Below are 26956 nucleotides of genomic sequence, written 5' to 3'. Positions count from 1 at the left end.
TTGGGGTGGTCCTTCGTAGGGTTGAGATATTTCGATAAGTCGTGTTTACCGAGGGGCCGCCGGCAAGCGGTCCGAGCGGAGGCCTCTATGGAGATTCCGACCCACCCCCACCCCATCTGACCTGGGGTTATGCTGGTGTTCCGACGTTTCCGCTGGTAGTGACCGTGTGGGTGGGTTCGCTCTTGGGCCTTTGCTGGGCGCGTTCGTGTCGGCGTCTCATGGTTGCTGGGGTGTCGTCGTCGCTGACCTGAGGGGTGTTCGTGGTGGTGGACACCCTGGTTAGTGGCCGTGGGCGGCGGGAAGTCTGTCGGTACTGGACAGGTGAGGCGGTGCGTGTTGGTTGCTGTCACGTGGGTAGTCGTAGCCATGATCGCGGCGGGCCTGTTGCTCGCTGGTGCGACCAGCGTCGTGGCGGGTCGGCGCGGCAACCCGGCCGACGCCCACCGGAATCAGCTTCTCGGTTACGCCGTCATCCCGCTGGTCGGGGCGGTGGTTCTTGCTGTCGTCGCTGTCATTGATGCCCGAGACCGGTTCGTGTGGGTGGTCGTGGTCTTCCTCGTGCTGACTGGTGGTCGTCAGTTGAGCCGTTGGTGGGCAGCGCGCAATTCACCTCAGCGATGACGCACGGTCTAGGGGCGTTTGGGAGGCAGTCGGCCGGTGGGCGGGCTTATCTGCGATGGCGCATCTTGCGCGCCGATCAACACTCGACGTGTTCAGCCGCCGATCTGGCCTACCCGTCCGCCACCCGACTTCTTCGACGTAGCACCCGACAGTTCACCGTTCAGGAGTTCGATGGTCTTCTGGGCGGGTGCGAACTCGCGCATCTTGGCGGTGCCCCATTCGAGATAGTGCGCGTCAGGCCGCTTGGTCCTGACCGTGGCTTTGAACTCGCCGTGTTCGTCGGTCTCGTATGTGATCGTGAACGAATCGCGGTACTCGCCGGTGTGGTAGCGGTGTGGGCCTTCGGCGTCCCAAATCTCCTGCCACATTTGCGCAGCTCTTTGGGCTGTCTCGATGACTTTGGCGCGGACTTCGGCGTTCTCACTGAGAGACTTGTTGATTTTCTCGGGCGTGAGGCCGACCTCGGCCAGCTCTCCCAGAATTCCGATCAGCGACATGGCGACTGTCCTCTATTAAGTTGTTTGGTCACTTGAGTTTTGGTAGGACCGGGGGGCTGGTCAGGCGTCACCAGCCCGCACCCGGTCCCCGGCTACGTGCTCCGCGACTGTGATGCCGCGCAAGGGGGAGGTTGGAGGAACCCCCTCCACGGCCCGGTGAGCTTCGTAGCCGTCCCTCACCCGTCGTCATGGCGAGCAACGGGGGAGGGATGCATTGTGGGTGTGGGGCGGAATCCGGGTGGGGGCTGGCAAGCCAGTACCAGCCCCACCCGGTTCCTGCTACGACACGAAGGTCGGGCGCGAAGGTGAGCGTTCTCTGCTGCACCGACAGGTCGTAGCGTTCCGTTCCCGTCGACACTCTTTAAAACCGACGAGCACGGAAGATGTCAAGTTCGTGGGGGTGAGACCGGGACCGGCCGGAAAACCGGCCCCGGTCTCCACTACGTGCTCACACCCCTCCGTCGCGGCTTCAGTCCGCGCCCGAAGTGAGCAAGTAGCGCTTCATCCCCGCCCTCTCGCTGAAAACGGGGATGAAAATTCGTTCGTCTACACAGCCCACTGATTCCGTAACCATTCCTCGGCCAAGGCCAGGGGAACGGTTGCGGTCTCACCGGGGGTGTAGACCTTGCCGTCACCGTCGACTACGCGCCACGGGTCGCGCACCGTGACGGTGCGCGTGTCGGGGAGTAGCGGGGTGACGGTGTCGTCGCCGGGACGACCGGGACGGCGGCCACGCTTACCGGGAATAGCCGGTGTGGTGGTGTCGCCGTCCTCGGTGATGTCACCGAGGAAGGTGAGTGTCTCCACTAAGCGGTGACTTCAGCGACTACGACACCGGCAGGCTGATACACCGACGTGGCGTAGCGAGCCTCCATGCGAGCGCGCTGATAGTTGTGGCTGAACATGTCAACCCCCGCGCTGTCGGTTCCGACGTCGGTCCAGCGCAGTTGCACGCCGAGCGAGTCGGTATCCAAGGCGCACGCGCCATTGGCGATGACGTGACCGACGCCAGCGGTCTGCGCAACCGTGGTGGCAACAGTAGAGGCGACGGGTCGCAGGATCAAGGTAGCCCCATGTGCTCTACGGCATTAGTCGTTGATAGCAGCAACTCGATTCCCTCAAAGTCGCTCGGGTGCAACACAATAGCCTTGGACGCGAGACGTTCGAGTCGGTGGCCGAACAGTGGTTCAAGTCGAAGTCTCACCACGCCCCGAAGACTGTCGCCGGGTATCGGAGCATTCTCGACCTCGTGGTGCTGCCCCAGTGGGGACGGGTGCCGCTCAACCAGATCAACTATGAGAAGTACTCGACGTGGCTTGGCGTTCTAGCTGCGGAGGGTTCGCAGAAGGGAACCGCACTGTCGGCGAGCCGGATCACGCAGTGTCACCAGTTAGCGGGCGCGGTGCTGAAGTACGCGCAACGTACCGGGAAGATCACTCGGAACGTGGCGCCGGAGATTAAACTGCAGTGAGGACCTACCCCAACAGGTTGAACGCGAGCGGGTGTATCTGACCCATACGCAACTACTCCAGCTGGCCGGGGCGATGGGTCGTTTCGAGACGTTGACTTTGGTCCTCGGCTACTGCGGTCTGGGGTTGGAGAAGCCATCGCGTTGCGGCGCAAGCATGTAGGTGACCGGCAACTGACGCTGCGTGCATCGGCCACTCCTGTCACGGGTAAGGGCATCGTGGAGTCACCGACGACCAAGGGCAAGCGCGTTCGGCACGTTCCCGTTCCGGCCCCTGTTTGGGACCGCCCACGAGACGAACTACCAGAGGACCCGAACGCTCTGGTGTTCCCAAGGCAGCGGGGCGGCATGCTCCCGATTGAGGAGTACCGCCGCGCGTTGATAAGGCATGCGCAGAGGTGGGCATCGAAGGCTTGGTCCCCCACGGGCTACGGCATACCTGCGCGTCCTTGTCGATCAGTGCTGGCGCTAATGTCAAGGTCGTGCAACGCATGCTCGGGCACGCCACGGCGGCGATGACTCTGGACCTATATGGGCATCTTCTAGACGATGACCTGTCCGGTGTGGCCGATGCGTTGGGCAAGGCCATCGAAACCACTGCGGTATTCAAACGGTACAGATGGATGTAAGAATTTGCTGAAAGCGGCGTTATAGCAGCTAGAAGCATTAGGGGGCGATAGCTCAGTTGGTTAGAGCCGCGGACTCATAATCCGTTGGTCCTGGGTTCAAGTCCCAGTCGCCCTACGTCAGAGGCATGCCACACCTGGCGCCATTGTTGGTTGACGTTGTTCGGGCGCGCCAGGTGCCCGCGGTCGGCGGGAAGATCACCTGTTGTTCGCCGAGGAAGAGTAGACCCTGCCGCAACCCGTGAGCGTCGGATGGAACCCGGCTGGCCGTCGTCGGGTGATTGCGGATGCGGTCGCAACGAGATCGGACTACACGGGGTCGGCGATGTGGGGAATCAGACCCACCGCGTTCTCGTACGTTACGCCCCGCCAGTCAACCGTGGGATCGTCGTCGAGGGAGGCGATCTGCTTGCCGACCGCGAAGTCCGGTGTCCAGCAAGAGTCGCTGCCGTAGAGGATGCGTCCGGCGCCGACCACGTCCCGTAGAACGGCGGCGTGGGTCGGGAGTGGATGCCCGGCGAGGTCGAACCACATCCGCTGCAGCTGGTCGCTCGTCGTGAGGGGCCCTGGTGGCTCGCCGCCTGGGCCCGGCCACACACTTCGGAACAGTTCGATGCGTGCGGCCAGTAGGGGCAGAGTGGCTCCGCAGTGCGGAATCACGAAGCGGATGTCGGGGTAGCGGGCAAGAACGCCGGCGAAGATGAGATCGGTAATCGTGCGGGTGGTTTCGAACATGAACTCGACGACTGGTCGTGGTCGGTCCAGTGCCACGGATTCCGCATCCGGCGGCGAGGTGGGGTGCACGAACACCAGAGACCGCAGAGCGTTGAGGCGTTCCCACAGCGGATCGAGAGCGGCATCGCCGAGGTACTGACCGCCAGAATTGCTCATGACGACGACACCGACGGCGCCGCGGGCGGCGGTGTGAGTCGCTTCGCTCACGGCGGCATCGACGTCGGGCAGCGGGAGAGTGGCGAAATAGGAGAAGCGGCGGGGGTGCTCGGCGACGGCGGTGGCGGCGAACACGTTCATCTCTCGAGCCAGGGGGGACGCTGCTTCTCCGGCGAATGTCACCCCGGGCGAGGACAGGGATAGAACTGCATGACCGATCTGCTTGTCCCGCATGGATCGAAGCTGCTCGTCAACGGACCATGACGGCCACATGGGCATGCCGTCGGGCTGATCTATGCCGGCGGCGCGGGCTGCGCTGACGTAGTCGTCGGTGACGAAGTGCGCGTGGACGTCGATGAGGGCCGGGCGCTCGTGTTCAGGCATCAGTGCTCACCTTTCGCGGGGTCCCAGGGTGACGCGTAGACGTTCGAGCCAACGGGGCCGACGATTCCCACCTCACCTCCGAGTGACGAAATCGTCACATGCGCCTGGATCCTCAGTCAAATGTGCACTCAGGCGTCGATACGTCATGACCGTGGCGCTCGTCGTCGATGGTTGTCCGGTCAGGAGATTCGGGCCGCCACGTCGTCGAGCAGCTCACGGCGCGCGGCGCGGCCTTCAGGGGTCGGAAGCAACGGATAGACGTGGATGGCAGCCGGCTCTTCTTGATAGGTGAGAGTGCTGGACGGCATGGCGTCGCGGAGTCTTCGGCAGTCCGGCGCGAGGATGTCGTCGGTGCCGATGTAGAGATGGACGGGCGGCAGGCCGGAAGGATCTCCGAAGATCGGGCTGACTCGGGGGTCGTCGAGGGGCAGGTCGGCTGCCCAGCGACGTCCGCATAGACGAAGGCCATCGCGCGCCAACCAGGGGTCGCTTGGCGCGACGGTGTCGATGTCGGGATTGCACAGCGCGATGTCGAGCCACGGTGAGATGAGCGTCAGGCCACGGAGCGCGTGTCCACCGTTGGCCAGCCAGCATCGACGAGCACGGCGTCCGTCTCGCCGTAGCTGAGCGTTGCGGTGATGGGGTCCCAGCTGAGCGCGGGGCCGAACGGGTAGGGCGGCGCACCGGCAAGGGGCTTCTCGGGTGCAGTGAAGACGTTGACGCCCAGGGACGGTGCCGGCCGGTCGAGGCACGTGGGTCTCCTCGGTCTCAGGCGGGGACGGCGGGCGTTGGCGCCGTGGCGAATTCCGCTTTCACGAAGGCACCCCGCATCACCGTGAGTGTTCCGTCGCGCAATGCGGTGCTGAAGTTCACGACCCTGGTCATTCCGTCGTCGATCAGCATCGGCAGGATCAGATCCGGCCGAGGCGCGTCGTCGCCGAGGGTCGCGGCGGACCAGTCGTTGACCCATGCAGTCTGGTCCTCCCACGCAACAGTCGTGAAACCTGCTGAACGAATTGCCTGTTCGAGTTCGTGCGGGGTGCTGAGGAAGCTGTCGGTGCCGTCGAGGGACCAGGGCATAGGCCACGGTGGCTGCTGTCCGGTCGTGGTGCACACCTCCCAGACCGCGAGGCGGGCGCCGGGTACGAGAAGTCGTGCGATCGCCGAGAACCATCCGTACTTGTCGTCGACGTTCATTTGGACATGCATCGTGATCGCGGCGTCGAATCGCCGTTCGACGCCCAGTTCCATCATGTGATCGGCAGACAAGGCGGTGATAGCGGCGTGTTGGAAGCGCACTCGATCGCCATAACCCATTCGTAGGGAGAGCGTTTGGGCAGCCTCGACGTAGCCGGCGGTGATGTCGACCCCCACTACCGTGGCAGAGGTCTGTTCGGCGATTCGTCGCGCCGGCCCGCCGAACCCGGACCCGACGTCGATCACCAGGTCGCCGGGTGAGAGGGCCAGACTGGGAATGAGTTCGTCGACGGCGCCGACGCCACCGGCGTGATACTGGTCGAGGAGTCCGGTCTGTTCGGGTGTGAAGAACTCCTCGGACCGGCCGGAGTCGAGCATGGCGATGATTCGGTCGGCCACGTCGTGTTCGTCATAGGTCATGGGCGTGGTCGCTTCATTCGGTCGACGCGGTCGACGCGGTCGACGCCTTCGTCGAGGCGAATTCGTCACGGTGTTCGGCGATGAACTGCGTGAGGTCCATGGGGGGCGTGCCGGTGAGTTCTTCGACGGTGTCGGTCTTGGAGACCCACAGACCGTCGTGGAGGTCCTCGATGACACCGCCGATGTGCTGGGCGAAGAACTCGCCCAGGATGGGGATGGGCGTGACGAAGGCACTGAATTCTTCGACCGACATGGGGGCATAGCGAATGCTGCGGCCGAGGACCTCGGTGAGGGCCTCGGCGATGGCGGTGCCGTCCATGTCGGCGGGCCCGTCGAGTTGGTAGGCCTTCCCGGCGTGCGGGGCTGGGTCGGCCAAGATGGTGGCGATGACGCGGCCTTGGTCGAATGCGGTCAACGGTGCGAAATGGGCATTGCCGAAGGGCAGGGTGAGAATGTCGTTGCCGATGAGCGGCCACAGGGTGAAGGGGTAGAGCAGCCACTCGGCGAACAGGTTGGGCCGGATGTGGGTTACGGGGACCTCCGCCCAGTCGAAGACTTGCTGGGCCATCCAATGGTTTTGGGAGGCATGGCTCTTCGAGTCACGCCTGCAGGTGCCCTGGGACATGTTGACGATGGCCCCGACGCCGGCTTCGTGTGCGGCCTGGGCGAAGTAGGTAGTGGCGTCGATGATTCCGGGGACGATGGGATAGACGAAGTACGCCGCGTCGACGCCCTCCAGTGCGGCGCCGACACCGTCGACGTCGAGCAGGTCGCCGATCACGATGTCGGCGCCCAGTTCGCGCAGCGTGTCGGCGCGCGCGTCTTCGCGGTGCACCATTGCCCGCACCTCGTGGTCGGTGTGTCGTAGTGCGCGCACGATCTCGCGGCCGGTTGATCCGCTCGCTCCGGTGACCAGGATCTGGGAGGCAGTCATGTTGGTGTCCTATCGGCTTGTGGGTGGGGCGGTCGCCGTGGCCACGCGTGGTGGCTGGCGCGCTACTGGAAGAGGTCGGGGTGCTCGGAGATGTAGTGCTCGACGGATTCGGCGGGTTGCCCGGTGACCGTCTCGACGTCGGTGGTCAGGCGGTCGTATCGGTTGGCGCGATGTAGTCGCGCGACGGTGACGATGTGGTCGGTGATGTGCTCGGAGATACCCAACGACGTTATGACGGTGCGAAAGTCGTCCAGTGACGTGTCCACGGCGGTGACGGGACGGCGCAGTGCCGCGGCGTATTGGTCGGCAAGTCCGTTCGCGTCCAGGATCTGTGGGCCGGTCAGTTCGTAGACGTGTCCGATTCGGTCGGTCGGGTCCCTCAGGATGGTAGTCACGACGCGGGCGACGTCGGTGGCTGCCACCGGTGAGGTCCGGCCGTCGCCGAAGGGCAGCACTAGTTCGCCGCGTTCACCGATCGATTGTCGTGACAGCAGCGTGAACAGCGGATTGTCAAGGAAGACGGTGGGTCTCACGTGGACGGTGGGAACCGTCGACCAGTTCATCATCTGCTCGGCCAGCCAGTGCCACCGTTGATGGTTGGATTCCTCGCTGCTGGTCGAAGTCATCTCGGACACCGTCATCTGCGACATGTTGACCAGCACGTCCAACTCGCCGTGTTCGGTGGCCAGCGCGGTGACCACTGCGGCGGCCTCCAGATAGTCCGCGGAGACCGCCATGTTGAAGAAGACGCGGTGTGCGCCGGTCAAGGCCGCGGTGACTGCGGCGGGATCGGTCAGGTCACCGACCACGATGTGCGCGCCGCGGTCGCGGAGCGCATCGGCGCGGCCGTCGTCGTGGTGCACCATGACCCGCACCGCCTCGCCACTGGCGAGAAGGCCATCGGCGACCAGGCGGCTGACGCTGCTGAAGCCGGCGGCGGCGCCGGTGATGAGGTGAAGCGGGCGCTCGGTCATGGCCGGGTCCTCCAATTCGGCTGAGAACGGCAAGTTTTCGCTCCACTGTGACAGACGTCGTTCGGGTGTGAAGGGGACACGGCCAAAAGCTACGCCCGGATGGCGCGGTGCAGCGGCGACGTGCAAGCCCGGCATAGAGGTGTGCACGGTTTGAGGCCATTCCCATACCGCGTCGCAGTGTGGAGCTGAGCTGCGGTGTGTGTGGCGTGCACAGGCGTAGTCCCGCCGTGCACGACGGCGTCTCGAGCATCGATGGGACGGGGTTGGGGTGACAGCATCGGGTCATCCGATCCAGTGATGCACCTGAGCAGGTGGGAACGCCGGACTCAGGCCACCAGAAAGGCTCGTCATGGCTCCTTCACAACTCCTGGTCACCGGCGCCACCGGCGCGACCGGTCATGCCGCCGTGGAAGCGTTGCAGGGCACGGGTAACACGGTGCGCGCTCTCGTCCACGTCGACGACTCTCGCGCGGACCGACTGCGCAACTTGGGTGCCGAGATCGTCGTGGGCGACCTGCTCGACATCGACAGCGTCGAAGCGGCCATGCAGGGTGTCGACGCCGCCTACTTCGTCTATCCGATCAAGCCCCGGCTATTGGACGCGACGGCCTACTTCGCCCAGGCCGCCAAGGAGTCGGGGGTAGGTGCCATCGTGAACCTGTCGCAGCGGACCTCGCACCGGCACTCGAAGAGTCATGCGGCGCAGAACCATTGGATGGCAGAGCGGGTCTTCGACTGGTCGGGAGTCCCCGTCACCCACTTGCGTCCGACGTTGTTCGCCGAGTGGATGCTGTACCCGTTCGCCGTGCAGGGCGTCACCGACAACGACACCCTGGCGTTGCCGTTCGGAACCGGCAAGTTCGCGCCGATCGCCGCCTACGACCAGGGCCGCGTGATCGCCACCGTGCTGTCCGATCCCGCGCCGCACGCCGGGCAAACCTATCTGCTCAACGGCCCGGCCGTCCTCGACGGCGAAGGAGTCGCCGCCGCTCTGGGCGAAGGGCTGGGCCGGCCGATCACCTACTTCCCGTTCCCCATCGAGGACTTCCAGGCCGTCGCCGCGACGATCCCCGAGTTGTCGGACTTCTTCGCCCAGCACATCGGCGCGGTGGTCGCCGAACTCAACGACGGCCTGCTGTCGGAGACCAACGACACCGTGCAACAGCTCACCGGGACGGCGCCGATGAGCATTCAGGACTTCGCCCGCGCCCACAGCGCAGAGTTTGCCCACGAGCAAACCGTCTGACACAGCACACACACCACCACTCACGGGAGCCAACGCCAATGAGCACCATCGAGGACCTGACCGAACGCAACACCCACTTCGCCGAGACGCAGTTCACCGCCGGGTTGAAGATCGTGCCGCAACTGAAGACGCTGCTGATCGGCTGCGTCGACCCACGGGTGGACCCCGCGCAAGTCCTCGGCGTGCAGCTCGGGGAGGTCGCGGTGATCCGCAACATCGGCGGCCGGGTCACCCCCGACGTCATCGCCGAGATCGCGCTGCTGGTGACGTTGACCAAGACGCTCGGCGGCGCGCTCGGCCCGGGCTGGGACCTAATCGTGTTGCAGCACACCGACTGCGGCATCCTGCGCCTGCAGGATCCGCCCGACAAGCTTGCCGACATCTTCGACATCGACCCGATCTCGCTGGGCGACAAGCATGTTGGTGATCCGCGCGCAGCCGTCGACGCCGACGTCGCCGCCTTGCGGGCATCCCCCCACATCCCGGGCTCGTTCCGGGTCAGCGGCATGGTCTACGACGTCGCCACCGGACGGGTGGAGACGGTCACCGGGCCGGCCGTGCTGCGTCCCGACCCCTCCGATGTGTGACGGCTGCGGATCACACACCGAGGCAAGCGTCTCCCAGCCGCGCACGGCAGAGGGTGCCGCGGTCGACCCCATCGCGTTGGAGCCGGTCGACGAGGTCGTCGTCACCACCCTGATGGACAACGCCTACGACGCGCTGCTTGGTGACACCGCCACGGCCCACCGGACGACGTTCCCCGCGACACCGACCGTCGCGGCGCCGCAGTTCACCCAAGGATGCACCGCTCCAGGGTTGGTCGCCGAACACGGTTTCTCCGCTCTGGTCACCGTCCGGCGCGCGCAGATCCTGCACAACATCCTCTTCGACACCGGGGTGTCCCCGGAAGGAATGGCAGCGAACTTCGAGCGTCTCGGCCTCGACGCGGCGTCGATCGAGGTGGTGGTGCTCAGCCACGGGCACTTCGACCATGCCGGCGGGTTTCCGGGCCTGGCCCGGCTTCGGCGCCGCAGTGGCATGCCGCTGATCGTGCATCCGCTGGTGTGGAGCCGCCGGCGTGTCCTGCTGCCCCATGACATGCATTGGCAGATGCCGACTCTGACCCGACGGGGACTGGAGGCCGAGGGTCTGGAGGTCATCGAGCGACGACAGCCCTCACTGCTGATGGACGACTCGATCCTGATCACCGGCGAGGTCGACCGCACCACCGACTTCGAGCACGGCATGCCCGGCCACGAGGCGTGGCGCGATGGGCGCTGGGAACCCGACCCGCTGATCCTCGACGAACAGGCCTTGATAGTTCATGTCCGGGGCCGTGGACTGGTCGTGCTGACCGGATGCGGGCATGCCGGTGCGGTGAACATCGCCCGCCACGCCATGCGCCTGACCGGTATCGATCGGCTACACGCGCTACTGGGAGGCTTGCATCTCAGCGGCGCCGCCTTCGAACCCGTCATCGAGCCCACGGTCACCGCGTTCACCGCCATGGCACCGGACCTCTTGGTGCCCGCGCACTGCACGGGGTGGAAGGCCCAGCACCGGCTCGCCGCCGCGCTGCCGGCGGCCTTCGTCCCCAATGCGGTGGGGACCGCGTTCACCCTGACCGGGGTACCGGCGTGACACCGCCGTGCGCTGCTCGTCGCAGCACCGCGCCTGGAGAGGACGTTCCGTGAACATGATGCGCACGCGCTACGCCGACAAACCGACCACCGAGGCGTCGACGTGGATAGACGCGACTCCTGAAGTGGTGTGGTCACTCGTCGCCGACATTGAACTGATGCCGACGCTCAGCGACGAACTGTGCTCGGTGGAGTGGGTCGAGCCCGCCAACGGGCCTGCGGTCGGCGCGGCGTTCCGCGGCTACAACCAACAAGAGGGTGGGCAGTGGTGCACCGTGTCCTACGTCGTCGACTACGACCCCGGTCAGGTGTTCGCCTGGGCGGTGGGCAACGTCGACGAGCCCGGTGCGATCTGGCGGTTCACCCTCGCACCCGAGAGCGGTGGAACCCGGTTGAGCCAGTGGGTGCAGATGGGACCGGGCCGATCGGGGGTGAGCATGGCGATCGCTTCGCGCCCCGACCAAGAGGCGGCGATCGTCGCCGGCCGGCTGCGCAACTTCCGAGAGGGCATGACACGGAACCTGGCGGCCATCAAGTCGCTAGCCGAACACCGATGACCCACGGGCACCACCCGGTGCCGGTCCTGATGATGGTGCACGCCCACCCCGACGACGAGTCCAGTCTCACCGGCGGCACCCTGGCCCGATACAGCGCCGCCAGCTGGCGCACCGTGCTGGTCACCTGTACCGACGGCGGGCAAGGCGACACCGCCGACGGACTGAAACCTGGTGATCCTGGCCATGACCCGCGCCTCGTCGCCGCCGCACGTTCTCGAGAACTCGACCTCGCCGCAGCCGCCCTGGGCGTTCACGACGTCGTCAAACTCGGGTACCCCGACTCCGGGGCCACTCCCGGCGCTGCAGCCGCCGCGGATGACGCCGCGTTCAGCCGACGACCCGCGCGACCCATGCTGATCCGCCTCGTCCGCCTGATCCGGATGTACCGACCCGACGTGCTGGTGACCTACCCGCCCAACGGCCTCTCCGGACACCCCGATCACATACGTACCCACGATCTCGTGCAGGCCGCTCACGGGAACGTCATAGCCAACGCCGAAGTCCAAGAGTCGATTCCGGGGCAACCACCGAACGACGGGCGGGGCCCGTACCTCTATCACATCGCACTGTCACGGACGCGGCTGCGCGGTGTGGCGGACTGGGCGCGCGCCACGCTGGGGGAGGACACCTGGGTGCCACCGGAGGCCATGGCGGTCGCCGACGAAGACATCACCACCGCGGTCGACGTCGCCGCGTTCTGGACGCACAAACTTCGGGCCCTCGGCGCGCACGCCAGCCAGGCCGATGCCGCGGCGCTGCTACGCATCTTCGATACGCCGGCGGGACCGAACGGCCGCGTCGAGGAGTACGTCCGCGTGTACCCGCCCGTGCCCACGACGGGATCCACGACGGTCGAGTCTTGTTTCCCCGTTCCGAGCGGAGATTCGCCGTGAGCGCCGTAACCATGACTCCCGTGGCGCAGGCGAGTTCACCGTGCCTCACCCCGTGCTCGGTCTCGTGCGCCGTGCGCACGACCCGACCGCGGCCGGGGTCATCGGGCCCCGCTCGACCTACCGTCGAGGCGAGAGGCCCGCAGACAGCGGAGGCTTCGCATCCGCTGACGGGAGACCAACGAATGACATTGGCCAGCCACGAGTTTGCGTCTAGTAGCGTCCTGCGGTTACCCGGAAATCACCAGGGTTGGCATCCACGCCGTCACCTCCGCGCGTGCGATGATCGGAGCAGGGCGTGAGGCGGGTACTGGTGACCGGCGCGACCGGAGCGACCGGCCTGGCCGCTGTGCGATCCCTGCACGAGGGCGACGTGCCGGTGCGCGCACTGGTCCACAGCGACGACGCCCGCTCGGATCCGCTGCGCGCGTTGGGCGCCGAGGTCGTCACCGGTGACCTCCTCGACATGAACAGCGTCGCAGCGGCCATGGACGGCGTGGACGCCGCTTACTTCGTCTACCCGGTGCGCCCCGGGCTCATCGACGCCACCGCCTACTTCGCTCAAGCGGCCACCGAGGCCGGCGTCGGTGCCATCGTCAACATGTCCCAGCGCCCTGCCCGACGTGAGGCGAAGAGTCATGCCTCGCTCAATCATTGGATCAGCGAGCAGGTCTTCGAACGCGCCGAGGTGCCAGCCACCCATCTGCGGTCTAGCCTCTTCGCCGACTGGCTGCTCTACGCCGGGCAAGTCGACCGCATCGTCGATGCCGGCATGCTCGCGTTGCCGTTCGGCGACGGCAAATTCGCCCCCATCTCCTCCCAAGACCAGGGCAGAGTGATCGCCACCATCCTCACTGATCCGGCTCCGCACGCCGGTCAGGTGTACTACCTCAACGGTCCCGAGGTGATGACCGGCAAGAGCATCGCCGAGGCCGTCGGCGAGGTGCTGGGACGCACCATCGCCTACTGCCCGATGCCGATCGCGGACTTCCAGGCCATCGTCACCGACATCCCCTATCTGGGGCCGTTCTTCGCCCAGCACATCGGCGCGGTCGCCAATGACCTGATCCACGGCGTCTTCGAGGCCACCAACACCACCGTGCAGGACATCACCGGCGTCGCGCCGATGAGCATCCAGGACTTCGTCCGCCTGCACCTCGACCAGTTCGCGCCCGGCCAGTCCGCCACGACGACAGCCTGACCCCCATCGGAAAGACCTCTGCTGCAACACATGACCGATCCGGTCACCTCACCTGAAAGGCATCTCGTGACCTCACCCACCAAGGCCCACTCGGTCATCTTCATCCACGGACTGTGGATCCACTCCAGCGCCTGGCAACCGTGGTTGGACCTGTTCGCCCAGAACGGCTACTCGGCGTCGGCGCCGGGATGGCCCGGTGACTCACCCACCGTGGCGGAGACCCGGGCCAACCCCGACGCGATGAACGACATCGGCATCGCCGACATCGTCGACCACTACGCCGCCGTCATCGGCGAACCGGAGGTCAAACCGATCATCGTCGGCCACTCGTTCGGCGGTCTCATCGCCCAGGAGTTGTTGGCCACCGGTCATGCGGCTGCAGCAGTGGCCATCGACCCAGCCGCGATCAAGGGCGCCAAGGCGCTGCCGTTCGCGCAACTGAAGTCGGCGTTCCCCGTCCTGGGCAACCCCGCGAACCGTCACCGTGCCGTCGCGCTCACCGCCAAGCAGTTCCATTACGCGTTCGGCAACACCCTCACCGAAGAGGAATCCGATGCGCTGCACGCCAACTGGGCCATCCCCGGTGCGGGCCGTCCCCTGTTCGAGGAAGCCGGCGCCAACTTGTCCCGCCACTCCGCGGCCACCGTCGACGTTCACGTCGCCGACCGCGGCCCGCTGTTGCTGACCTCGGGCACCGAGGACCACGTCGTGCCCCTCAAGGTCACCAAGGAAGTCGTCGCCCTCTACGCGAAGGGGCCCTCGGTGACCGACTTCCACGAGTTTGAGGGCAAGGGACACTCCCTGACCATCGACAACGGTTGGAAGGACGTCGCCGACGTCGCGTTGCAGTGGCTGACGCACAAGGGTGTCTGAGCCCCGCACCGAGCACGTCGTGTCCCGGCTCGACATTCCCACCGGGATGCGTCGCCAGGCCCACCGGATCGCCGGACTCGTCGCGAGCGATCCGCAATTCATTGGTGCACAGCGCATTCGGCAGATGGTCCTAGACATCTCAGCCCACCCCATTCACCGCTGCAACGTCAGGAGTCGACGACCATGACCGCCACCCACACCACCTCCTCGATCTTCTTCATCGGCGGCACCGGAGCCCAAGGGATGCCCATCGTCGCCGCGCTCGTCGCCGACGAGAAGTACTCCGTGCGCGTCCTGACCCGTGACACGACTTCGCCGCGGGCTCAAGCACTGCTCGCCCTGGGCAATGTGACGCTGGTGGAAGGCTCCTTCGCCGACGAGGCCGTCCTGCGGGCCGGGTTTCGAGGCTGCGACGGCGCCTACGTCAACATCGACGGCTTCAACACCGGCGAGAAGACCGAAACCTACTGGGCCATCCGCACCTACGAGATCGCGATCGAGGAAGGCATCGAGTTCTTCGTCTACGGAAACCTGGATTACGCCCTGAAGAAGTCGGGCTATGACTCCACCTTTCGCAGCGGCCATTACGACGGCAAGGGCCGCATGGGGGAGTGGATCCTGTTCCAAAACCAGGACAATAGCGATCGGATGGGAGCCGCGGTGTTCACCTCCGGCCCGTACATGGAGATGGTGATCTCGCCGCTGACCGCGATGACCCCTACCGTCGAAGACGGCGTCGCCACCTGGCGGGTACCGCTGGGCGACGGCGCGGTTCCCCATGTCTCACTGGAGGATTGCGGCTACTACGCACGCTGGATCTTCGATCACCCCGAACGGTCCAACGGTGTCAACCTCGAAGTCGCCATCGCCGACTTGACCTACACCGAAATCGCCGAAGCCTTCACGACCGTCACCGGCCACCCAGCCCAGTACGTCGACACCAGCCTCGAGGACTACTGGAACGGTCCCCTAAAGGGCCTGGCCGACCTGCCCGCCGGGTACAACGCCGACCCGAACGACAAGAGCACCATGAGCTTCCGCGACAACTTCACCGGCTTCTGGAATGTCTGGAAGTACCGCAAGATCGGTCGTGATTACGCACTGCTGGACGAGATTCACCCTGATCGCATCAAGACCGCCGAGCAGTGGTTCAGGCGAGAAGAGCAGCGCGGCGCAGAACTCGGCAAGGGCACTCTCTGGGACCGGATCCAACCCGAGAACCAAACGCTGGAGTCGGCCATCCTCAAGGGGAGCGCGGACCTTCGGACGGGCACGCTCTAACCGTCCTCGACCCCTTACGCGGTGCGGCACTAATCCGACCTACTACGCCCGCGTCGGACGGAGTGAACCGATCGGTCCGGAAGTGTAGCCTGGTCGGATGGCTTCTGGTCGAGTTGGGCGACGGTAGGGTCCCGGCGATGGCCGCGGGGCGCCCCAAGCAGTTCGACGACGCCAGCGTCGTCCGTGCCGCTCGCGACCTGTTCTGGGAACGCGGGTACGCCTCGACGTCCCTGGCTGACCTGCAAGCCGCTACCGGTCTGAGTCGCTCCAGCCTGTACCAGGCTTACGGCAGCAAGCAGGGCCTGTTCGGCCGCGCGTTGTCCAGCTACTGCGACGACGTGATCTGGCCCATCGTGGTGCCCATGGAGGCCGAGGGGGCCGGACGCGACGAGATCGTCGCCTACTTCTTGGCACTCGCGCGGCATTTACGGGATTCCCCGTACGACGTGGCCGCCCGCGGCTGCATGATCGCCAACACCGCCTCAGAACTCAACGTGCTCGATGAGCCGACGGCGAAGGTGGTCCGTGAGTTTCGTGACCGCGTCTACAGCGCGTTCGTCGGCTGCCTCGCCCCGCTCGCCGGTCGGATCGACGACATCGAGCAAAAGGCCGACGTGCTGGCGGCAGCTCAGATCGGGCTGATGATCTCGGCGCGATATGACCCGATCCCTGCGGCAATGCTGGCCGAGAACATCGCCGCCGACGTCGCGACTTGGTGATACCGCCGGGTGTCAGCCGAGCGCGGCCGCTCGGGTGTCGCGCCACTGGCGGGGGGAGATGCCGTACGTGGTGCGGAACATCCGCGCGAAGCTCGACGCATCGGTGAAACCCCAGCGCCGTGCGATCGAGGCGATCGAGGTGGCGTGCGTTGCGGGGTTGGCCAGGTCGCCCCGGCACCCTGCCAGGCGTTCAGCGCGGATCCAGTCACCCAAGGTCACCCCGGCGGCAGCGAGCACTTTGTAGAGCTGCCGCACCGAGATGTGGTGTTCGCAGGCCACCTGCGAGGCGTTGAGATCGGGGTCGTGCAGGTGAGCTCGCAAGTACTCGAGAATCCGTAGCGCAAGGGTGGCGTGCATCGCATCCTTGCCCAGCTCGGTTGCATCGACGTGTGTGGTGATCAACGCTCGCACCAATTCAATGCTGGGTGCGGCAATCGCATCGGCGTCGGGCAAGTCGAAGACATCCAAGCGAGCCGCGAGGCGCCGGAAATAGGTTGCTGCGAGGTCGGCCATCGGATGCGCCGGGCTCAGGGTTACCGCGCACAGCTGCGTGATCAGGTCGTGTGGCAGTGCCAAACGCTCGATCGGCAGCCGAAAGAAATGATGTCTAATCCCATCGGGGTCGGACAACGTGTACGGCGACGTCGTATCCCAGAGCACCAGCTCACCCGGCCGAAGCAGCGCCTCGCGGCCGTGTTGGACAACGATGCTGGTGCCGGAGCGCTGTACTCCGAGGAACAGGCTTGGGCGCAAATCGTCGCGGGCCTGACAAGGGGTGCGCTCCACGGTGAGCGCATTGGATTGCACCGAGAAGTTCTTCAGGTCACCCAACTCGTGGATCGTGCCGGCCGCCGTGACGGGAAGCCCCTCGGTGAAGTCGATGTCAACTGCGACGAGGGTGTCACCCACCACCTGGGTGACGGCCTCTGCCCGGTCTGCTGCCGGTATCTGGCGGGTGTCGACGATGAGCGACATAGCCCTTGACCTCTCCAAATTTCTGAACTGATCAGTTCTGATTTGTATAGTGGACCGAGCGATTCATATTGTCAACCGGACCACTAGGATCGAGGGAACGGCCATGGGGCGTCGCCGACAGTTCGACGACCTGGACGTCGTGCGCGCCGCACGCGACGTGTTTTGGGAACGCGGATACGCATCCACCCCGCTGGCCGATCTGGAAACGGTGACCGGACTGAGCCGCTCGAGTCTCTATCAGGCTTACGGCAGCAAGCAGGGCCTCTTCGACCGCGCGATGCAGAGCTACTGCGACGACTTCATGTGGCCGATCATCGAACCGATGGAGGCCGCCACGGCCGGCCGCAACGAGATCGTCGCCTACTTCCGGGCCCTCGCGCACCATCTGCGAGGGCCGGCGTCGGTAGCGTCGCGCGGGTGTCTGATGGCCAACACCGCCTCGGAATTGGCCATTCTCGACGCGGCGGCCACCGAGTCGGTCCGAGCCTTTCGCAAGCGGTTGCGCCGGGCTCTCCTTCACGCGCTTCACGCGGTCGAAGGAATTCAGAACGGGGAGGCCAAGGCCGAAATACTCAGTGCGGCTCAGATGGGCCTGATGATCACTGCGCGTTTCGCCCCGGCCCGTGCAGCCTCGGTGGCCGAGGCGATCGCAGCTGACGTGCAGACCTGGTAACCGAAAGCCTGGACCGCGATCACCTCGGACCGCGCCGCCGCTGACGTGCTGGCCGCGGTTGCACCGGCGGAGGCGTCGCAGTGGCCTTCGCCCGGGAGGGGAGCAAAGCTGGTGCTCGCGCGAGAATCATGCACATCGCCCGTTTCCCGAACCTCCGCCGCACCCCGCTAACACTTCTCTCATCTCGTTGCAGAAATGTCGAACGGCGAGCACATTTAGGTGATTCACGGTTGAATTGACGGGGTAGGCATATCCACTGTCCACAGCGCGTCAGTCACCGGCAGGACTCGTCCCAGACCACGGCATGTAGCACGGCAACGAACCGACGCTAGTCGTGAAGGAGCTGCATGATGATGAACGCCGAGAGCCGCGGCGAGTCCTCCGGCGTCGACGAAGATCTGCGGATCGCAGCGCGCGTACACCGCATCGTCGCCGAACGGGCCACCATCGAGCAGGCCAAGGGAATCCTGATGTTCGTGTGCGGCATCGACGCCGATGCCGCATTCGACGTCTTGCGAACGCAGTCGCTACACCACAACGTCCAACTCACGTATCTGGCGGAGCAAGTGATAGCTGATCTGGTCGACCTGTCCCGGTCCAAGGCCGCCCTCGACCGGCCGCATTCCCGCCTACTCCTCATGACCGCGTATCAACGCGTCGCCGAGATCGCCGTGCGCCAGGCAGCCAAACAGCCACCCGTGGGCCTGGGTTGAGTCGAAAGCCGGTTCGCATGGCAGCGGAGCAGCCGTAGTCGACACGTGCGCGCCATCACCGCGGTGAAACCGATTGCAGGACAATGCCCCCCAACGCCGCGATCGTCGAGCCCGCTCGGCGTGTCGAGGAAGATGGCCCAACCCTGGCATGGCCGAACCAGGCGTGAGGAGACCGGCGGCGGGGTATCACCTTCAAGTCGCTCCCGACCCGGCGAGCTGCTGCGAGCGCGGTCGAGAGGATCATCAGGTGTCAGACGATGGGTTGAATTGTCTGGTGACAGGGGCCACGGGCTATATCGGCGGCCGACTGATCCCACGGCTTCTGGAGGCGGGCCATCGGGTGCGTGCGATGGCGCGCGACCCGCACGATCTGCAAAAGATGTCATGGGTGGACGACGTCGAGGTCGTCACCGCCGACCTGACTGACCCTGACTCCCTCGCCAAGGCATTCACGGGGATCGACGTCGTGTACTACCTGGTCCATTCCATGGGCAGCTCAACCGATTTCAGCAGCGCCGAAGCGGAATCGGCCAACCACACCGTCACGGCGGCCCGCCGGGCCGACGTCGGCAGGTTCGTCTACCTCGGCGGCTTGCACCCCAGGACGGGGGAACTGTCCGCACACCTGAAGTCGCGCACCACGGTCGGCGACACCCTGATCGATTCGGGAATCGAGACCGTAGTCCTTCAGGCCGGGGTCGTCATCGGCGCCGGGTCGGCGTCCTACGAGATGATCCGCCTGCTGACCGTCGCCCTGCCGGTGCTGCCGGTGCCCACGTGGACGAATCATCTGGTCCAACCCATTGCCGTCGACGACGTCCTGCACTATCTCGTGGCATCGGCAACCGCGGATCTACCCGGATCCCGAACCTGGGACGTCGGCGGCCCCAACGTCCTTCGCTATCGGGACATGCTGGGTGACTTCGCCGAAGAGGCCGGGTTGTCTCGCCGCCGCTTCGTCCCGGTCCCGCTCGTCACCCCGTCGCTGAGCACCCGCGGCATAGCGTTCCTCACACCCATGTCACCCGATCTGGTGCGTCCCCTGGTGGAGTCACTGCGGCACGACGCGGTGATGAAGGACCGTGACATAGACACCATCATCGCTCCGCCGCCGCGTGGACTGAGCACCTACCGCACGTCGATTCGACGAGCTCTCCGGCAGCCGGGCACGACCGACGACGGTGCTCTCGCCGCCCGCCCCGATGCGGCCACGTTGTTGACCACTGATCCCAGCTGGGCGCATCACGGTCGTCGATAGACCTGCGGTTGGCAACTGGCCCCCGGGGCCGAGATCTAACGTGAGGACCGGGGACCCGTCAGGCGATCATCGGGTCGATCGCCGACCGCGGGACCAGCACCTGCAGCGGCCCGGCCGAATCGGGCAGCAGCACGCCCTGGTCGAAGAAGAAGATCACCCCGTCGTTCACTACCGCGAAGTTCTGGTAGTTGGCCGGGTTGTACAGCGCGGCCGACGAGATCGGCAGCGGCGCCGGCGGGGGCGGCGGGGCGGTGCTCGTCGTCGACGTGGTCGGAGTCGGCTGGCCGGGCGCGACCGTCGGGGTCGCGGGCGCGGCGGGCGGGGGTGCCAACTGCTGTTGCAGTCCGCTCTGGACCAGTGGCGCCACGGTCGGCAGCGGATCGTCCACCCGCCACAGCGGCGTCAACGTCTTGTCGTCCTTCACCGGTGTGTAGACGATCGACTTGCGGTAGGACTGGTCCCAGTTGAACGCCTTGAACGTCGTCTTCGACTGCGTGCCGCCCACGTTCTGCGTCACCTTGAACACCACGGCCTGCGTGCCGCGCGGGGGCACCGCCGAGGTGTACTCCGTCGGCGCGATGATCAGCGAGGATTGCCCGCCGCCCGACTTGGCCGTGTTCACGAACGCGTCGCGGGTCTGGGAGACGTAGTCGGCGACCGACTTCTGGTCGGGGTAGTCCTGCGGAATGCTGATGTTCACGGTGTAGGCAGGATCGGACTGCTGGATGACGCACGAGCTACCGGTGCTGGCGCCCTTGAGGTCGGCGCAGTAGTCCTTCGGTGCCGCCTGCGCCACGGCCGACGAGCCGAAGATGGTGGCGATCGTGGCGAGTACGGCCACGCTGACAGAGCGCATGGTGATCCTCCTGGCAAACGCGGCACTGCGCCGCAGACGACAGGTTAACGCGCTGCACGCGGCGTCCCGGCGGGGGCCGGGCAGAATGGCCCCCATGCTAGTGACGGTTCTAGGTACGGGCGCCATGGGCGCGGGAATGGCGCAGTCGATGCTGCGCGAGGGCATCGAGGTGACGGTGTGGAACCGCACGACCGAACGGTCGGAACCCCTCGCCGACGACGGCGCCGTGGTCGCCCTGGATCCGACCGCGGCCGTCGCCGACGCCGACGTCGTGGTGGCGATGCTGTTCGACGCGGCCTCGACCCTCGAACTGATGGCCACGGTGCTGCCCGCGATGGGGGACGGCGCGGTATTCGTGCAGTGCGCGACCGTCGGCGTCGACGGGGCCGAGCGGACGGCCGCCCTCGCCGCCGAGCACGGCGTCGCCTTCCTGGACTGTCCCGTACTGGGGACCAAGGCACCCGCCGAGCAAGGCAAGCTGGTGATGTTGGCATCGGGTGATCCGGCGTTGCGCGAGAAGGTCGAGGTGGCGTTCGACGCCATGTCGGCCAAGACGGTCTGGGTCGGCGACCAACTGGGTCTCGGGTCCAAGCTCAAGCTGGTCTGCAACGCATGGATCGGCGCCCTGGCCGCAGCCGTCGGACAGTCGATGGCCCTTGCCAAAGGGCTCGGGTTGGACCAGCAGCTGATGCTCGACGCGTTCGACGGATCCGCGGCGGGCTCGCCCTACCTGCAGATGAAGGGCAAGGCGATCATCGAGTCGTCGTTCGCGCCGCAGTTCAGCGTCGACGGCGTTCGCAAGGACACCGGGCTGATCCAGGAGGCGATCGCCGCGGCGGGACTGTCCACCGCACTGGTCGACGGCGTCCGCGCCGCGTTCGACGCGGCCAGCGAGGCCGGCCACGGCGACGAGGACATGGCGGCGGTCTACTTCGGTTACTGAGCCGCGCGCGGCGTGCTCAGACGACCGTGCCGACGAGATGTCCGATCAGATAGGTGACGGCGAGGGCAAGGCCGCCTCCGAGTACGTTGCGGGCCACTGCCCGGCCCGCGGGTGCGCCGCCGATCAGAGCTGACGTCGCACCGGTGACGGCCAGCGCGAGCAGGACGGCGACGACGGTGACCGGGACGCGAAGGCCGTTCGGCGGCAACATGATTGCGATCAGCGGCAGCAGTGCGCCCACGGTGAACGACAGCGCCGAGGAGAACGCCGCCTGCCACGGGTTGGTCAGGTCACCCGGGTCGATCCCCAGCTCGACCTCGGCATGTGCGGCGAACGCGTCATGGTCGCTGAGTTCCTGGGCCACCGTGCGCGCGGTGGCCGCGGACAATCCCTTGGCCTGGTAGATGTTCGCGAGCTCGTCGAGTTCGGCGCCGGGGTCCTCCCGCAACTCGCGGCGTTCCTTGCTCAGCAGGGCCTTCTCGGTGTCGCGCTGCGTGCTCACCGACACGTACTCGCCCAGGGCCATCGAGACCGCACCGGCGACGAGTCCGGCGATGCCCGCGGTGAGAATCGGGCCCGACGACGCGGAGGCCGCGGCGACGCCGACGACGATGCCTGCGGTCGAGACGATCCCGTCGTTGGCGCCCAGGACACCGGCCCGCAGCCAGTTCAGTTTCGATGACACCGAACCGGTGTGGGGCTCGGCGGGATGGGGTGCCGTCGTCATGGCGAAGACGGTAGCCACCGGCCCGCCTTTGCGCTAGCAAACCAAGGCTAGCCAAAAGGGCCTCAAACGCGCTCCGGCCGCGGGCTTTTCGTCACGGCGGGGGCGGCCGCGCCGCACCCGCGTCCGGGACTGATCGGCCGCGGAAATCGAAGACTCCCACCCGAGTGGCGCCATCTACATGGAAATGATTATCGTTAGCGTTATGACCCATCCGTTACGCCGTCCGGCCCCGTTCGCCGCCGCCCTCGTCCTGACCCTGACCGGCGCGCTGTCCGCCTGTGGCTCGGGGCAGTCCACTCCGTCCGACTCGTCGAGCACCGCCGCAGCACCGGCCGCCACGACGTCCGGTGCTGCGTGCCCCACCGCACCGGTCGACGTCGTGGTCAGCGTCGACCAATGGGGTGACATCGTCTCCGAGCTCGGCGGAGCCTGCGCTCGGGTCAAGACGATCCTCGCCAGCTCCTCGGTCGACCCCCACGACTACGAACCGTCACCCGCGGACGCGGCCTCCTTCGCCGGCGCCAAGATGGTCGTCGTCAACGGCGCGGACTACGACGCCTGGGCCGCCAAGCTCGCCGCGTCCTCGGCGCCCGGGGCACCAGTGGTCAGCGCCGCGGAGGTCACCAAGACCACCGAGGGCGCCAATCCGCACCTCTGGTACAGCCCGTCGGCGGTGACCGCCGTCGCCGACGCCGTGACCGCCGAGCTGAGCAAGCTCGACCCAGAGGCGGCCGGCTTCTTCGGCGACCGCCGCGCGGCGCTGACCAGCGCGCTCAAGCCCTACGACGGCCTCATCGCCACGATCAAGGCCGGCGCGTCGGGCAAGAGCTACGCCGCCACCGAGGGCATCTTCGACTACCAGGCCCAGGCGATGGGATTGGTCGACAAGACCCCCGAGGGCTACCAACGGGCCTCGGCCAACGAATCCGACCCGACGCCGGCCGACATCAACGCGTTCACCACCCTGTTGGCCGCCAAGCAGGTCGACGTTCTGATCTACAACACCCAGACCGAAGGTGCCGTCCCGCAACAGATCCGGGCCGCGGCGGAAGGGGCGGGCGTGCCCGTGGTCGACGTCACCGAGACCGTGCCACCCGGGCAGAGCTCATTCGAGGCATGGCAGGACGGACAACTCACCGCCCTGGCGAAGGCCCTGGGTGTCTCGACCTGACACCGAGCCGCCCGCGCTTGCCTTCACCGGGGTCAGTGCGGTCCGCGGTCGGCGACTGATCTGGTCGCAGGCCACGTTCGAGGTGCCCGCCGGTGGCATCGTGGCGCTGATCGGAGCCAACGGTGCGGGCAAGACGACCCTGCTGCACATGATCCTGGGGCTGATCCCGGCGGCGGCCGGAGAGGTGCGCGTCTTCGGCGCCCGCCCCGGTGCGGACAACGACGGCATCGGCTACGTGCCGCAGGACTACGCCGCCACCGCGGGTGAGGCGATCCGCGCCCGCGACATGGTGATGCTTGGGCTGACCGGTCGTCGGTGGGCCTTCGGGCGGGCGACATCTGCTCAGCGCCAACGGGTTCGGGAGACTCTGGCCGCGGTCGACGCCACCGACTTCGCCGACCGGCGCCTCGCCCAACTCTCCGGCGGACAACGGCAGCGCATCGCCGTCGCCGAGGCCTTGGTCTCCCGCCCGCGAATGTTGATCCTGGACGAACCCCTGGCGTCGCTGGACCTTCGTAGTCAGCGCGAGATCGTCACGCTCCTGGCGCGCCTGCACCGCGAGTTGAGCGTGACCATTCTGGTCGTCGCCCACGACCTCAATCCCGTACTGCCGTTGCTGGACAGCGCGATCTACCTGCTCGACGGCCACCCGCACTACGCACCGATGAACGAGGTGGCCGACGACGCGTTGCTCTCACACCTCTACGGCACCCCGATCCACGTGATGCACACGCCGCAGGGCGAGCTGTACACCCGGTGCGTGCCGTGACGGCGGGAGCCGCGGCCCTGGGCTATCAGCACGACTGGTGGGCGATCCTCGGCTCGCCGTTCATGCGCAACGCGCTCATCGGCGGCACGGTCGTAGCGCTGGCCTCCGGGCTGATGGGGTACTTCATCGTGGTGCGGCGCAACGCCTTTGCCTCGCACGCCCTGGCCCACATGGGCCTGCCGGGTGCGACGGGAGCGGTGCTGCTCGGTCTGCCTCCGGTGCTCGGCCTCGGGCTGTTCTGCGCCGCCGGAGCGCTCGTCATCGGGGCGCTGGGCGCGCGCGCCTCCGACCGCGACGTCGTCACCGGAACCACGCTGGCGTTCGCCACGGGGCTGGGGTTGTTCCTCAACTCCCTGGCCACCAAGAGCTCCAGCACGATGACCAACGTCTTGTTCGGGAACCTTCTCGCCATCACCCACGACCAGCTGGTCGGCTTCACGTCGCTGTTCGCAGTGCTCGTGCTGTGCGTGGGGGTGATCTACCGGCCGTTGCTCTACGGCTCGGTCAACCCCTCGGTCGCCGAGGCGAAGGGCATTCCCGTGCGCGCGCTCTCGGTCGTGTTCATGCTCTTGCTCGCGCTGGCCGTGACGATGGCGGTGCAGGCCGTCGGGACGTTGCTGCTGTTCGCTCTGTTGGTCACGCCCGCCGCCGCGGGCATCACGCTGACCCCGCGCCCGTCGGCGGCAATGGCGATCTCGGCGGTGATCAGCGTGTTCTCGGTGTGGGTGGGGCTCGCCGGGTCGGCGATGTTCAACGTGCCGCCCAGCTTCCTCGTCGTCACCGTCGCCTGCGGCATCTGGCTAATGGTGTGGCTCGGCGACCGGCTGGGTCAGCGCAGCACGGCGCCCGAGGGTCGGCCCCGACACCCATCCGAAGGGTCGTCGTCGGCGAATAGACTCCTGAGCCCCGAGTTGGACTGACCGCGGCACCGGTGCCGCGGCCTGCGGAGCTCGGACCGTTAGACGTGCCCACGCCCGGCGACCCGTAGGAACCCGACATGCCCGCAGCCACTGCGATCCACTTCTTCCTGGAGTTGGCCGTCATCCTCGCGACGTGCCGAGTGGTGGGCATCGTCGCCAAGCGGGTCGGGCAGCCGCAGGTGGTGGGCGAGATGATCGCCGGAGTCGTGCTGGGACCGTCGCTGCTGGGCCAGATCGCTCCCGGGGTCCAGCAGGCGCTCTTCCCGCCCGGGCCGTCCAACGTGGTGCTCTACACCGTGGCCCAGATCGGCCTGGTCCTCTACATGTTCCTCATCGGACTCAACTTCGACGTCGACCTGATCAAGCATCGTGCGGGCACCGCGGTGGCGGTCTCCGCGGCCGGCATCCTCGCGCCGCTGGCGCTCGGCGCCCTCGTCGCCGTGCCGCTGCTGTCCAGTGGGGAGTACTTCGAAGACGGCGTCACACCGGTGATGGCGATGCTGTTCCTCGGCGCGGCGATCGCGATCACCGCCTTCCCGATGCTGGCCCGCATCATCTTCGAGAAGGGCCTGTCGGGGACGTCGCTGGGCACGTTGGCCCTGGCCTGCGGCGCCACCGACGACGCCGTCTCCTGGTGCATCCTCGCCGTGGTGCTCGCCATGAACCGCGACGATCCCATGATGGCGGTCGTGGCGATCGGCGGCGGCGTGGTCTACACCGTGGTGGTCATGACGATCGGTCGACGGGCACTGCGCGTGCTCGGGCCGATGGCCGAACGCCAGGGCACCGTCACCCCGCCCATGCTGAGCGTCGTGCTGATCCTGCTGATGGCCGCCGCGTGGTTCACCGACGTCATCGGCATCTACGCCATCTTCGGCGCCTTCATCCTGGGTGTCGCCATGCCGTCCGGGTTCTTCGAACGGCACCTGACCTCCCGGCTCGAGCCGCTCGTCACCACCTTCCTGCTGCCCATGTTCTTCGTCTACTCCGGGCTGAACACCCAGATCGGGCTGGTGAACACCCCGACGCTGTGGGCGGTGACGCTGGGCCTGGTGGCCGTTGCGATCGCCGGCAAGGGCATCGCCTGCACGGTCGCCGCGCGGCTCAAGAAGGTGCCTCTGCGCGAGGCCGTCGCCCTCGGGTCGTTGATGAACGCTCGCGGCCTGATCGGTCTGATCCTGCTGAACATCGGGCTGGAGGCGGGCATCATCAGCCCCACGTTGTTCACCATCCTGGTGCTGGTCGCGATCGTCACCACCCTGATGGCCTCGCCCATCTTCGAATACGTCTACGGCCGGCACCGCGTGCTCGCACCACCGGCCACCGCGGCTCCGTTGGCCGACGACGGTGTGACGAAATGCTGACGACACCGACGGTCGGCCACGCCGCCCGGCCTTGCCGTGGTGGGCGCACCGAGGTCTGCACGCAGCACGATCGAGATGCGACCGGTCGGTCGAGGCCCGGTGCTCGCACCCGCGCCGGGCGTCCGTTCGGGCCAGTCGAGGCCGCAGCGTCCGATAACGTCGGCCGCA

Annotated in this window: 30 protein-coding genes, 1 tRNA gene and 1 pseudogene; 21 read left to right on the top strand and 11 right to left on the bottom strand. The window is 66.6% G+C overall.

The features are described 5' to 3' along the window. Positions 1 to 366 precede the first annotated feature (366 nt). Entirely contained in the window at positions 367 to 621 is a 255-nt protein-coding gene (locus ABZ195_RS10525) for a hypothetical protein (RefSeq protein WP_355217362.1), read from the top strand. Positions 622 to 713: 92 nt separating this feature from the next. Here ABZ195_RS10525 and ABZ195_RS10520 read toward each other — a convergent pair whose 3' ends face one another. From ABZ195_RS10520 to ABZ195_RS10510, 3 genes are all read right to left on the bottom strand, one after another. Next, positions 714 to 1118: an HK97 gp10 family phage protein gene (locus tag ABZ195_RS10520; RefSeq protein ID WP_355217360.1), complete on the bottom strand. Its 405-nt coding sequence runs from the start codon at positions 1116 to 1118 to the stop codon at positions 714 to 716. Between the two features lie 546 nt (positions 1119 to 1664). Then, complete coding sequence (locus tag ABZ195_RS10515; protein WP_355217358.1) at positions 1665 to 1925, bottom strand: hypothetical protein; 261 nt, start codon at positions 1923 to 1925, stop codon at positions 1665 to 1667. Further along, positions 1925 to 2182 (bottom strand): hypothetical protein, encoded by a 258-nt coding sequence (locus tag ABZ195_RS10510; protein ID WP_355217356.1) that lies wholly within the window; start codon positions 2180 to 2182, stop codon positions 1925 to 1927. Before ABZ195_RS10510 ends, ABZ195_RS10515 begins: the two co-directional genes overlap by 1 nt. 107 nt (positions 2183 to 2289) lie before the next feature. Between ABZ195_RS10510 and ABZ195_RS10505 the strand changes: the two genes are divergently transcribed. The 3 genes and pseudogenes from ABZ195_RS10505 (at position 2290) to ABZ195_RS10495 (ending at position 3330) form a co-directional block, all read left to right on the top strand. Next, positions 2290 to 2589 carry a hypothetical protein gene (locus ABZ195_RS10505; protein WP_355217354.1) on the top strand — a complete coding sequence of 100 codons (300 nt, stop codon included), beginning with the start codon at positions 2290 to 2292 and terminating at the stop codon, positions 2587 to 2589. A 177-nt stretch (positions 2590 to 2766) separates the two neighbouring features. Then, positions 2767 to 3215: pseudogene (locus tag ABZ195_RS10500) on the top strand (tyrosine-type recombinase/integrase). A gap of 41 nt (positions 3216 to 3256) precedes the next feature. Continuing rightward, a tRNA-Ile gene (locus tag ABZ195_RS10495) sits at positions 3257 to 3330 on the top strand. Positions 3331 to 3521: 191 nt separating this feature from the next. On the opposite strand, the gene ABZ195_RS10490 is transcribed toward ABZ195_RS10495, so the two are convergent. The 5 genes from ABZ195_RS10490 to ABZ195_RS10470 form a co-directional block, all read right to left on the bottom strand. Next, positions 3522 to 4487 carry an amidohydrolase family protein gene (locus ABZ195_RS10490; RefSeq protein ID WP_355217352.1) on the bottom strand — a complete coding sequence of 322 codons (966 nt, stop codon included), beginning with the start codon at positions 4485 to 4487 and terminating at the stop codon, positions 3522 to 3524. Positions 4488 to 4666: 179 nt separating this feature from the next. Continuing rightward, positions 4667 to 5239, bottom strand: coding sequence for an alpha/beta hydrolase (locus ABZ195_RS10485; protein WP_355217350.1), 573 nt, complete (start codon positions 5237 to 5239; stop codon positions 4667 to 4669). Positions 5240 to 5255: 16 nt separating this feature from the next. After that, a complete protein-coding gene (locus ABZ195_RS10480) occupies positions 5256 to 6104 on the bottom strand; it encodes a methyltransferase domain-containing protein (protein WP_355217348.1) in 849 nt (282 codons plus the stop codon). 13 nt (positions 6105 to 6117) lie between these two features. Further along, positions 6118 to 7038, bottom strand: a complete 921-nt coding sequence (locus ABZ195_RS10475) for an NmrA family NAD(P)-binding protein (RefSeq protein WP_355217346.1) — start codon at positions 7036 to 7038, stop codon at positions 6118 to 6120. Between the two features lie 62 nt (positions 7039 to 7100). After that, positions 7101 to 8012: an NAD(P)H-binding protein gene (locus ABZ195_RS10470; RefSeq protein ID WP_355217345.1), complete on the bottom strand. Its 912-nt coding sequence runs from the start codon at positions 8010 to 8012 to the stop codon at positions 7101 to 7103. Positions 8013 to 8361: 349 nt separating this feature from the next. On the opposite strand from ABZ195_RS10470, the gene ABZ195_RS10465 reads away from it, so the two are divergent. The 9 genes from ABZ195_RS10465 (at position 8362) to ABZ195_RS10425 (ending at position 16419) form a co-directional block, all read left to right on the top strand. Beyond that, entirely contained in the window at positions 8362 to 9258 is an 897-nt protein-coding gene (locus tag ABZ195_RS10465) for an NmrA family NAD(P)-binding protein (protein ID WP_355217343.1), read from the top strand. Positions 9259 to 9296: 38 nt separating this feature from the next. Continuing rightward, positions 9297 to 9845: a carbonic anhydrase gene (locus ABZ195_RS10460; RefSeq protein WP_355217341.1), complete on the top strand. Its 549-nt coding sequence runs from the start codon at positions 9297 to 9299 to the stop codon at positions 9843 to 9845. After that, positions 9838 to 10899, top strand: a complete 1062-nt coding sequence (locus ABZ195_RS10455) for an MBL fold metallo-hydrolase (protein WP_355217339.1) — start codon at positions 9838 to 9840, stop codon at positions 10897 to 10899. Before ABZ195_RS10460 ends, ABZ195_RS10455 begins: the two co-directional genes overlap by 8 nt. 55 nt (positions 10900 to 10954) lie before the next feature. Continuing rightward, complete coding sequence (locus ABZ195_RS10450) at positions 10955 to 11455, top strand: SRPBCC family protein (RefSeq protein ID WP_355217862.1); 501 nt, start codon at positions 10955 to 10957, stop codon at positions 11453 to 11455. Continuing rightward, complete coding sequence (locus tag ABZ195_RS10445; protein WP_355217338.1) at positions 11452 to 12348, top strand: PIG-L family deacetylase; 897 nt, start codon at positions 11452 to 11454, stop codon at positions 12346 to 12348. Before ABZ195_RS10450 ends, ABZ195_RS10445 begins: the two co-directional genes overlap by 4 nt. Before the next feature lie 295 nt (positions 12349 to 12643). Further along, positions 12644 to 13546: an NmrA family NAD(P)-binding protein gene (locus tag ABZ195_RS10440; RefSeq protein WP_355217336.1), complete on the top strand. Its 903-nt coding sequence runs from the start codon at positions 12644 to 12646 to the stop codon at positions 13544 to 13546. A gap of 30 nt (positions 13547 to 13576) precedes the next feature. Beyond that, positions 13577 to 14419 (top strand): alpha/beta hydrolase, encoded by an 843-nt coding sequence (locus ABZ195_RS10435; RefSeq protein WP_355217334.1) that lies wholly within the window; start codon positions 13577 to 13579, stop codon positions 14417 to 14419. A gap of 183 nt (positions 14420 to 14602) precedes the next feature. Beyond that, positions 14603 to 15700, top strand: coding sequence for an NmrA family NAD(P)-binding protein (locus tag ABZ195_RS10430; protein WP_355217332.1), 1098 nt, complete (start codon positions 14603 to 14605; stop codon positions 15698 to 15700). A gap of 137 nt (positions 15701 to 15837) precedes the next feature. Next, positions 15838 to 16419 carry a TetR/AcrR family transcriptional regulator gene (locus ABZ195_RS10425; RefSeq protein WP_355217330.1) on the top strand — a complete coding sequence of 194 codons (582 nt, stop codon included), beginning with the start codon at positions 15838 to 15840 and terminating at the stop codon, positions 16417 to 16419. Between the two features lie 12 nt (positions 16420 to 16431). On the opposite strand, the gene ABZ195_RS10420 is transcribed toward ABZ195_RS10425, so the two are convergent. Continuing rightward, complete coding sequence (locus ABZ195_RS10420; RefSeq protein WP_355217328.1) at positions 16432 to 17394, bottom strand: helix-turn-helix domain-containing protein; 963 nt, start codon at positions 17392 to 17394, stop codon at positions 16432 to 16434. A 103-nt stretch (positions 17395 to 17497) separates the two neighbouring features. On the opposite strand from ABZ195_RS10420, the gene ABZ195_RS10415 reads away from it, so the two are divergent. The 3 genes from ABZ195_RS10415 to ABZ195_RS10405 all read left to right on the top strand — a co-directional run bounded on the left by ABZ195_RS10415 (position 17498) and on the right by ABZ195_RS10405 (position 20038). Then, positions 17498 to 18067 (top strand): helix-turn-helix domain-containing protein, encoded by a 570-nt coding sequence (locus ABZ195_RS10415; protein ID WP_355217326.1) that lies wholly within the window; start codon positions 17498 to 17500, stop codon positions 18065 to 18067. 347 nt (positions 18068 to 18414) lie between these two features. Beyond that, a complete protein-coding gene (locus ABZ195_RS10410; protein WP_355217324.1) occupies positions 18415 to 18780 on the top strand; it encodes an ANTAR domain-containing protein in 366 nt (121 codons plus the stop codon). A gap of 274 nt (positions 18781 to 19054) precedes the next feature. Further along, positions 19055 to 20038 (top strand): NAD(P)H-binding protein, encoded by a 984-nt coding sequence (locus ABZ195_RS10405; protein WP_355217322.1) that lies wholly within the window; start codon positions 19055 to 19057, stop codon positions 20036 to 20038. Positions 20039 to 20096: 58 nt separating this feature from the next. Here ABZ195_RS10405 and ABZ195_RS10400 read toward each other — a convergent pair whose 3' ends face one another. Then, a complete protein-coding gene (locus ABZ195_RS10400) occupies positions 20097 to 20894 on the bottom strand; it encodes an RsiV family protein (RefSeq protein ID WP_355217320.1) in 798 nt (265 codons plus the stop codon). Between ABZ195_RS10400 and ABZ195_RS10395 the strand changes: the two genes are divergently transcribed. Further along, a complete protein-coding gene (locus ABZ195_RS10395; protein WP_355217318.1) occupies positions 20851 to 21837 on the top strand; it encodes an NAD(P)-dependent oxidoreductase in 987 nt (328 codons plus the stop codon). The two genes, ABZ195_RS10400 and ABZ195_RS10395, sit on opposite strands and share 44 nt — an antisense overlap. A gap of 16 nt (positions 21838 to 21853) precedes the next feature. Here the strand turns inward: ABZ195_RS10395 and ABZ195_RS10390 are convergent, their stop codons facing one another. Next, positions 21854 to 22564 carry a VIT family protein gene (locus ABZ195_RS10390; RefSeq protein WP_355217316.1) on the bottom strand — a complete coding sequence of 237 codons (711 nt, stop codon included), beginning with the start codon at positions 22562 to 22564 and terminating at the stop codon, positions 21854 to 21856. Positions 22565 to 22943: 379 nt separating this feature from the next. Here ABZ195_RS10390 and ABZ195_RS10385 point away from each other — a divergent pair, with 379 nt between their 5' ends. The 4 genes from ABZ195_RS10385 to ABZ195_RS10370 all read left to right on the top strand — a co-directional run bounded on the left by ABZ195_RS10385 (position 22944) and on the right by ABZ195_RS10370 (position 26788). Continuing rightward, positions 22944 to 23735: a zinc ABC transporter substrate-binding protein gene (locus tag ABZ195_RS10385; protein WP_355217860.1), complete on the top strand. Its 792-nt coding sequence runs from the start codon at positions 22944 to 22946 to the stop codon at positions 23733 to 23735. Continuing rightward, positions 23722 to 24504 carry an ABC transporter ATP-binding protein gene (locus ABZ195_RS10380; protein WP_355217315.1) on the top strand — a complete coding sequence of 261 codons (783 nt, stop codon included), beginning with the start codon at positions 23722 to 23724 and terminating at the stop codon, positions 24502 to 24504. Before ABZ195_RS10385 ends, ABZ195_RS10380 begins: the two co-directional genes overlap by 14 nt. 62 nt (positions 24505 to 24566) lie before the next feature. Beyond that, entirely contained in the window at positions 24567 to 25424 is an 858-nt protein-coding gene (locus ABZ195_RS10375) for a metal ABC transporter permease (protein WP_355217859.1), read from the top strand. Between the two features lie 77 nt (positions 25425 to 25501). Continuing rightward, entirely contained in the window at positions 25502 to 26788 is a 1287-nt protein-coding gene (locus ABZ195_RS10370; RefSeq protein ID WP_355217313.1) for a cation:proton antiporter, read from the top strand. Positions 26789 to 26956 lie beyond the last annotated feature (168 nt).

Source organism: Mycobacterium sp. NPDC006124 (assembly GCF_040614235.1).
Classification (GTDB): domain Bacteria; phylum Actinomycetota; class Actinomycetes; order Mycobacteriales; family Mycobacteriaceae; genus Mycobacterium.
Note: the sequence above shows the minus strand (reverse complement) of the source record. Positions and strands in the feature narration are given on the sequence as shown.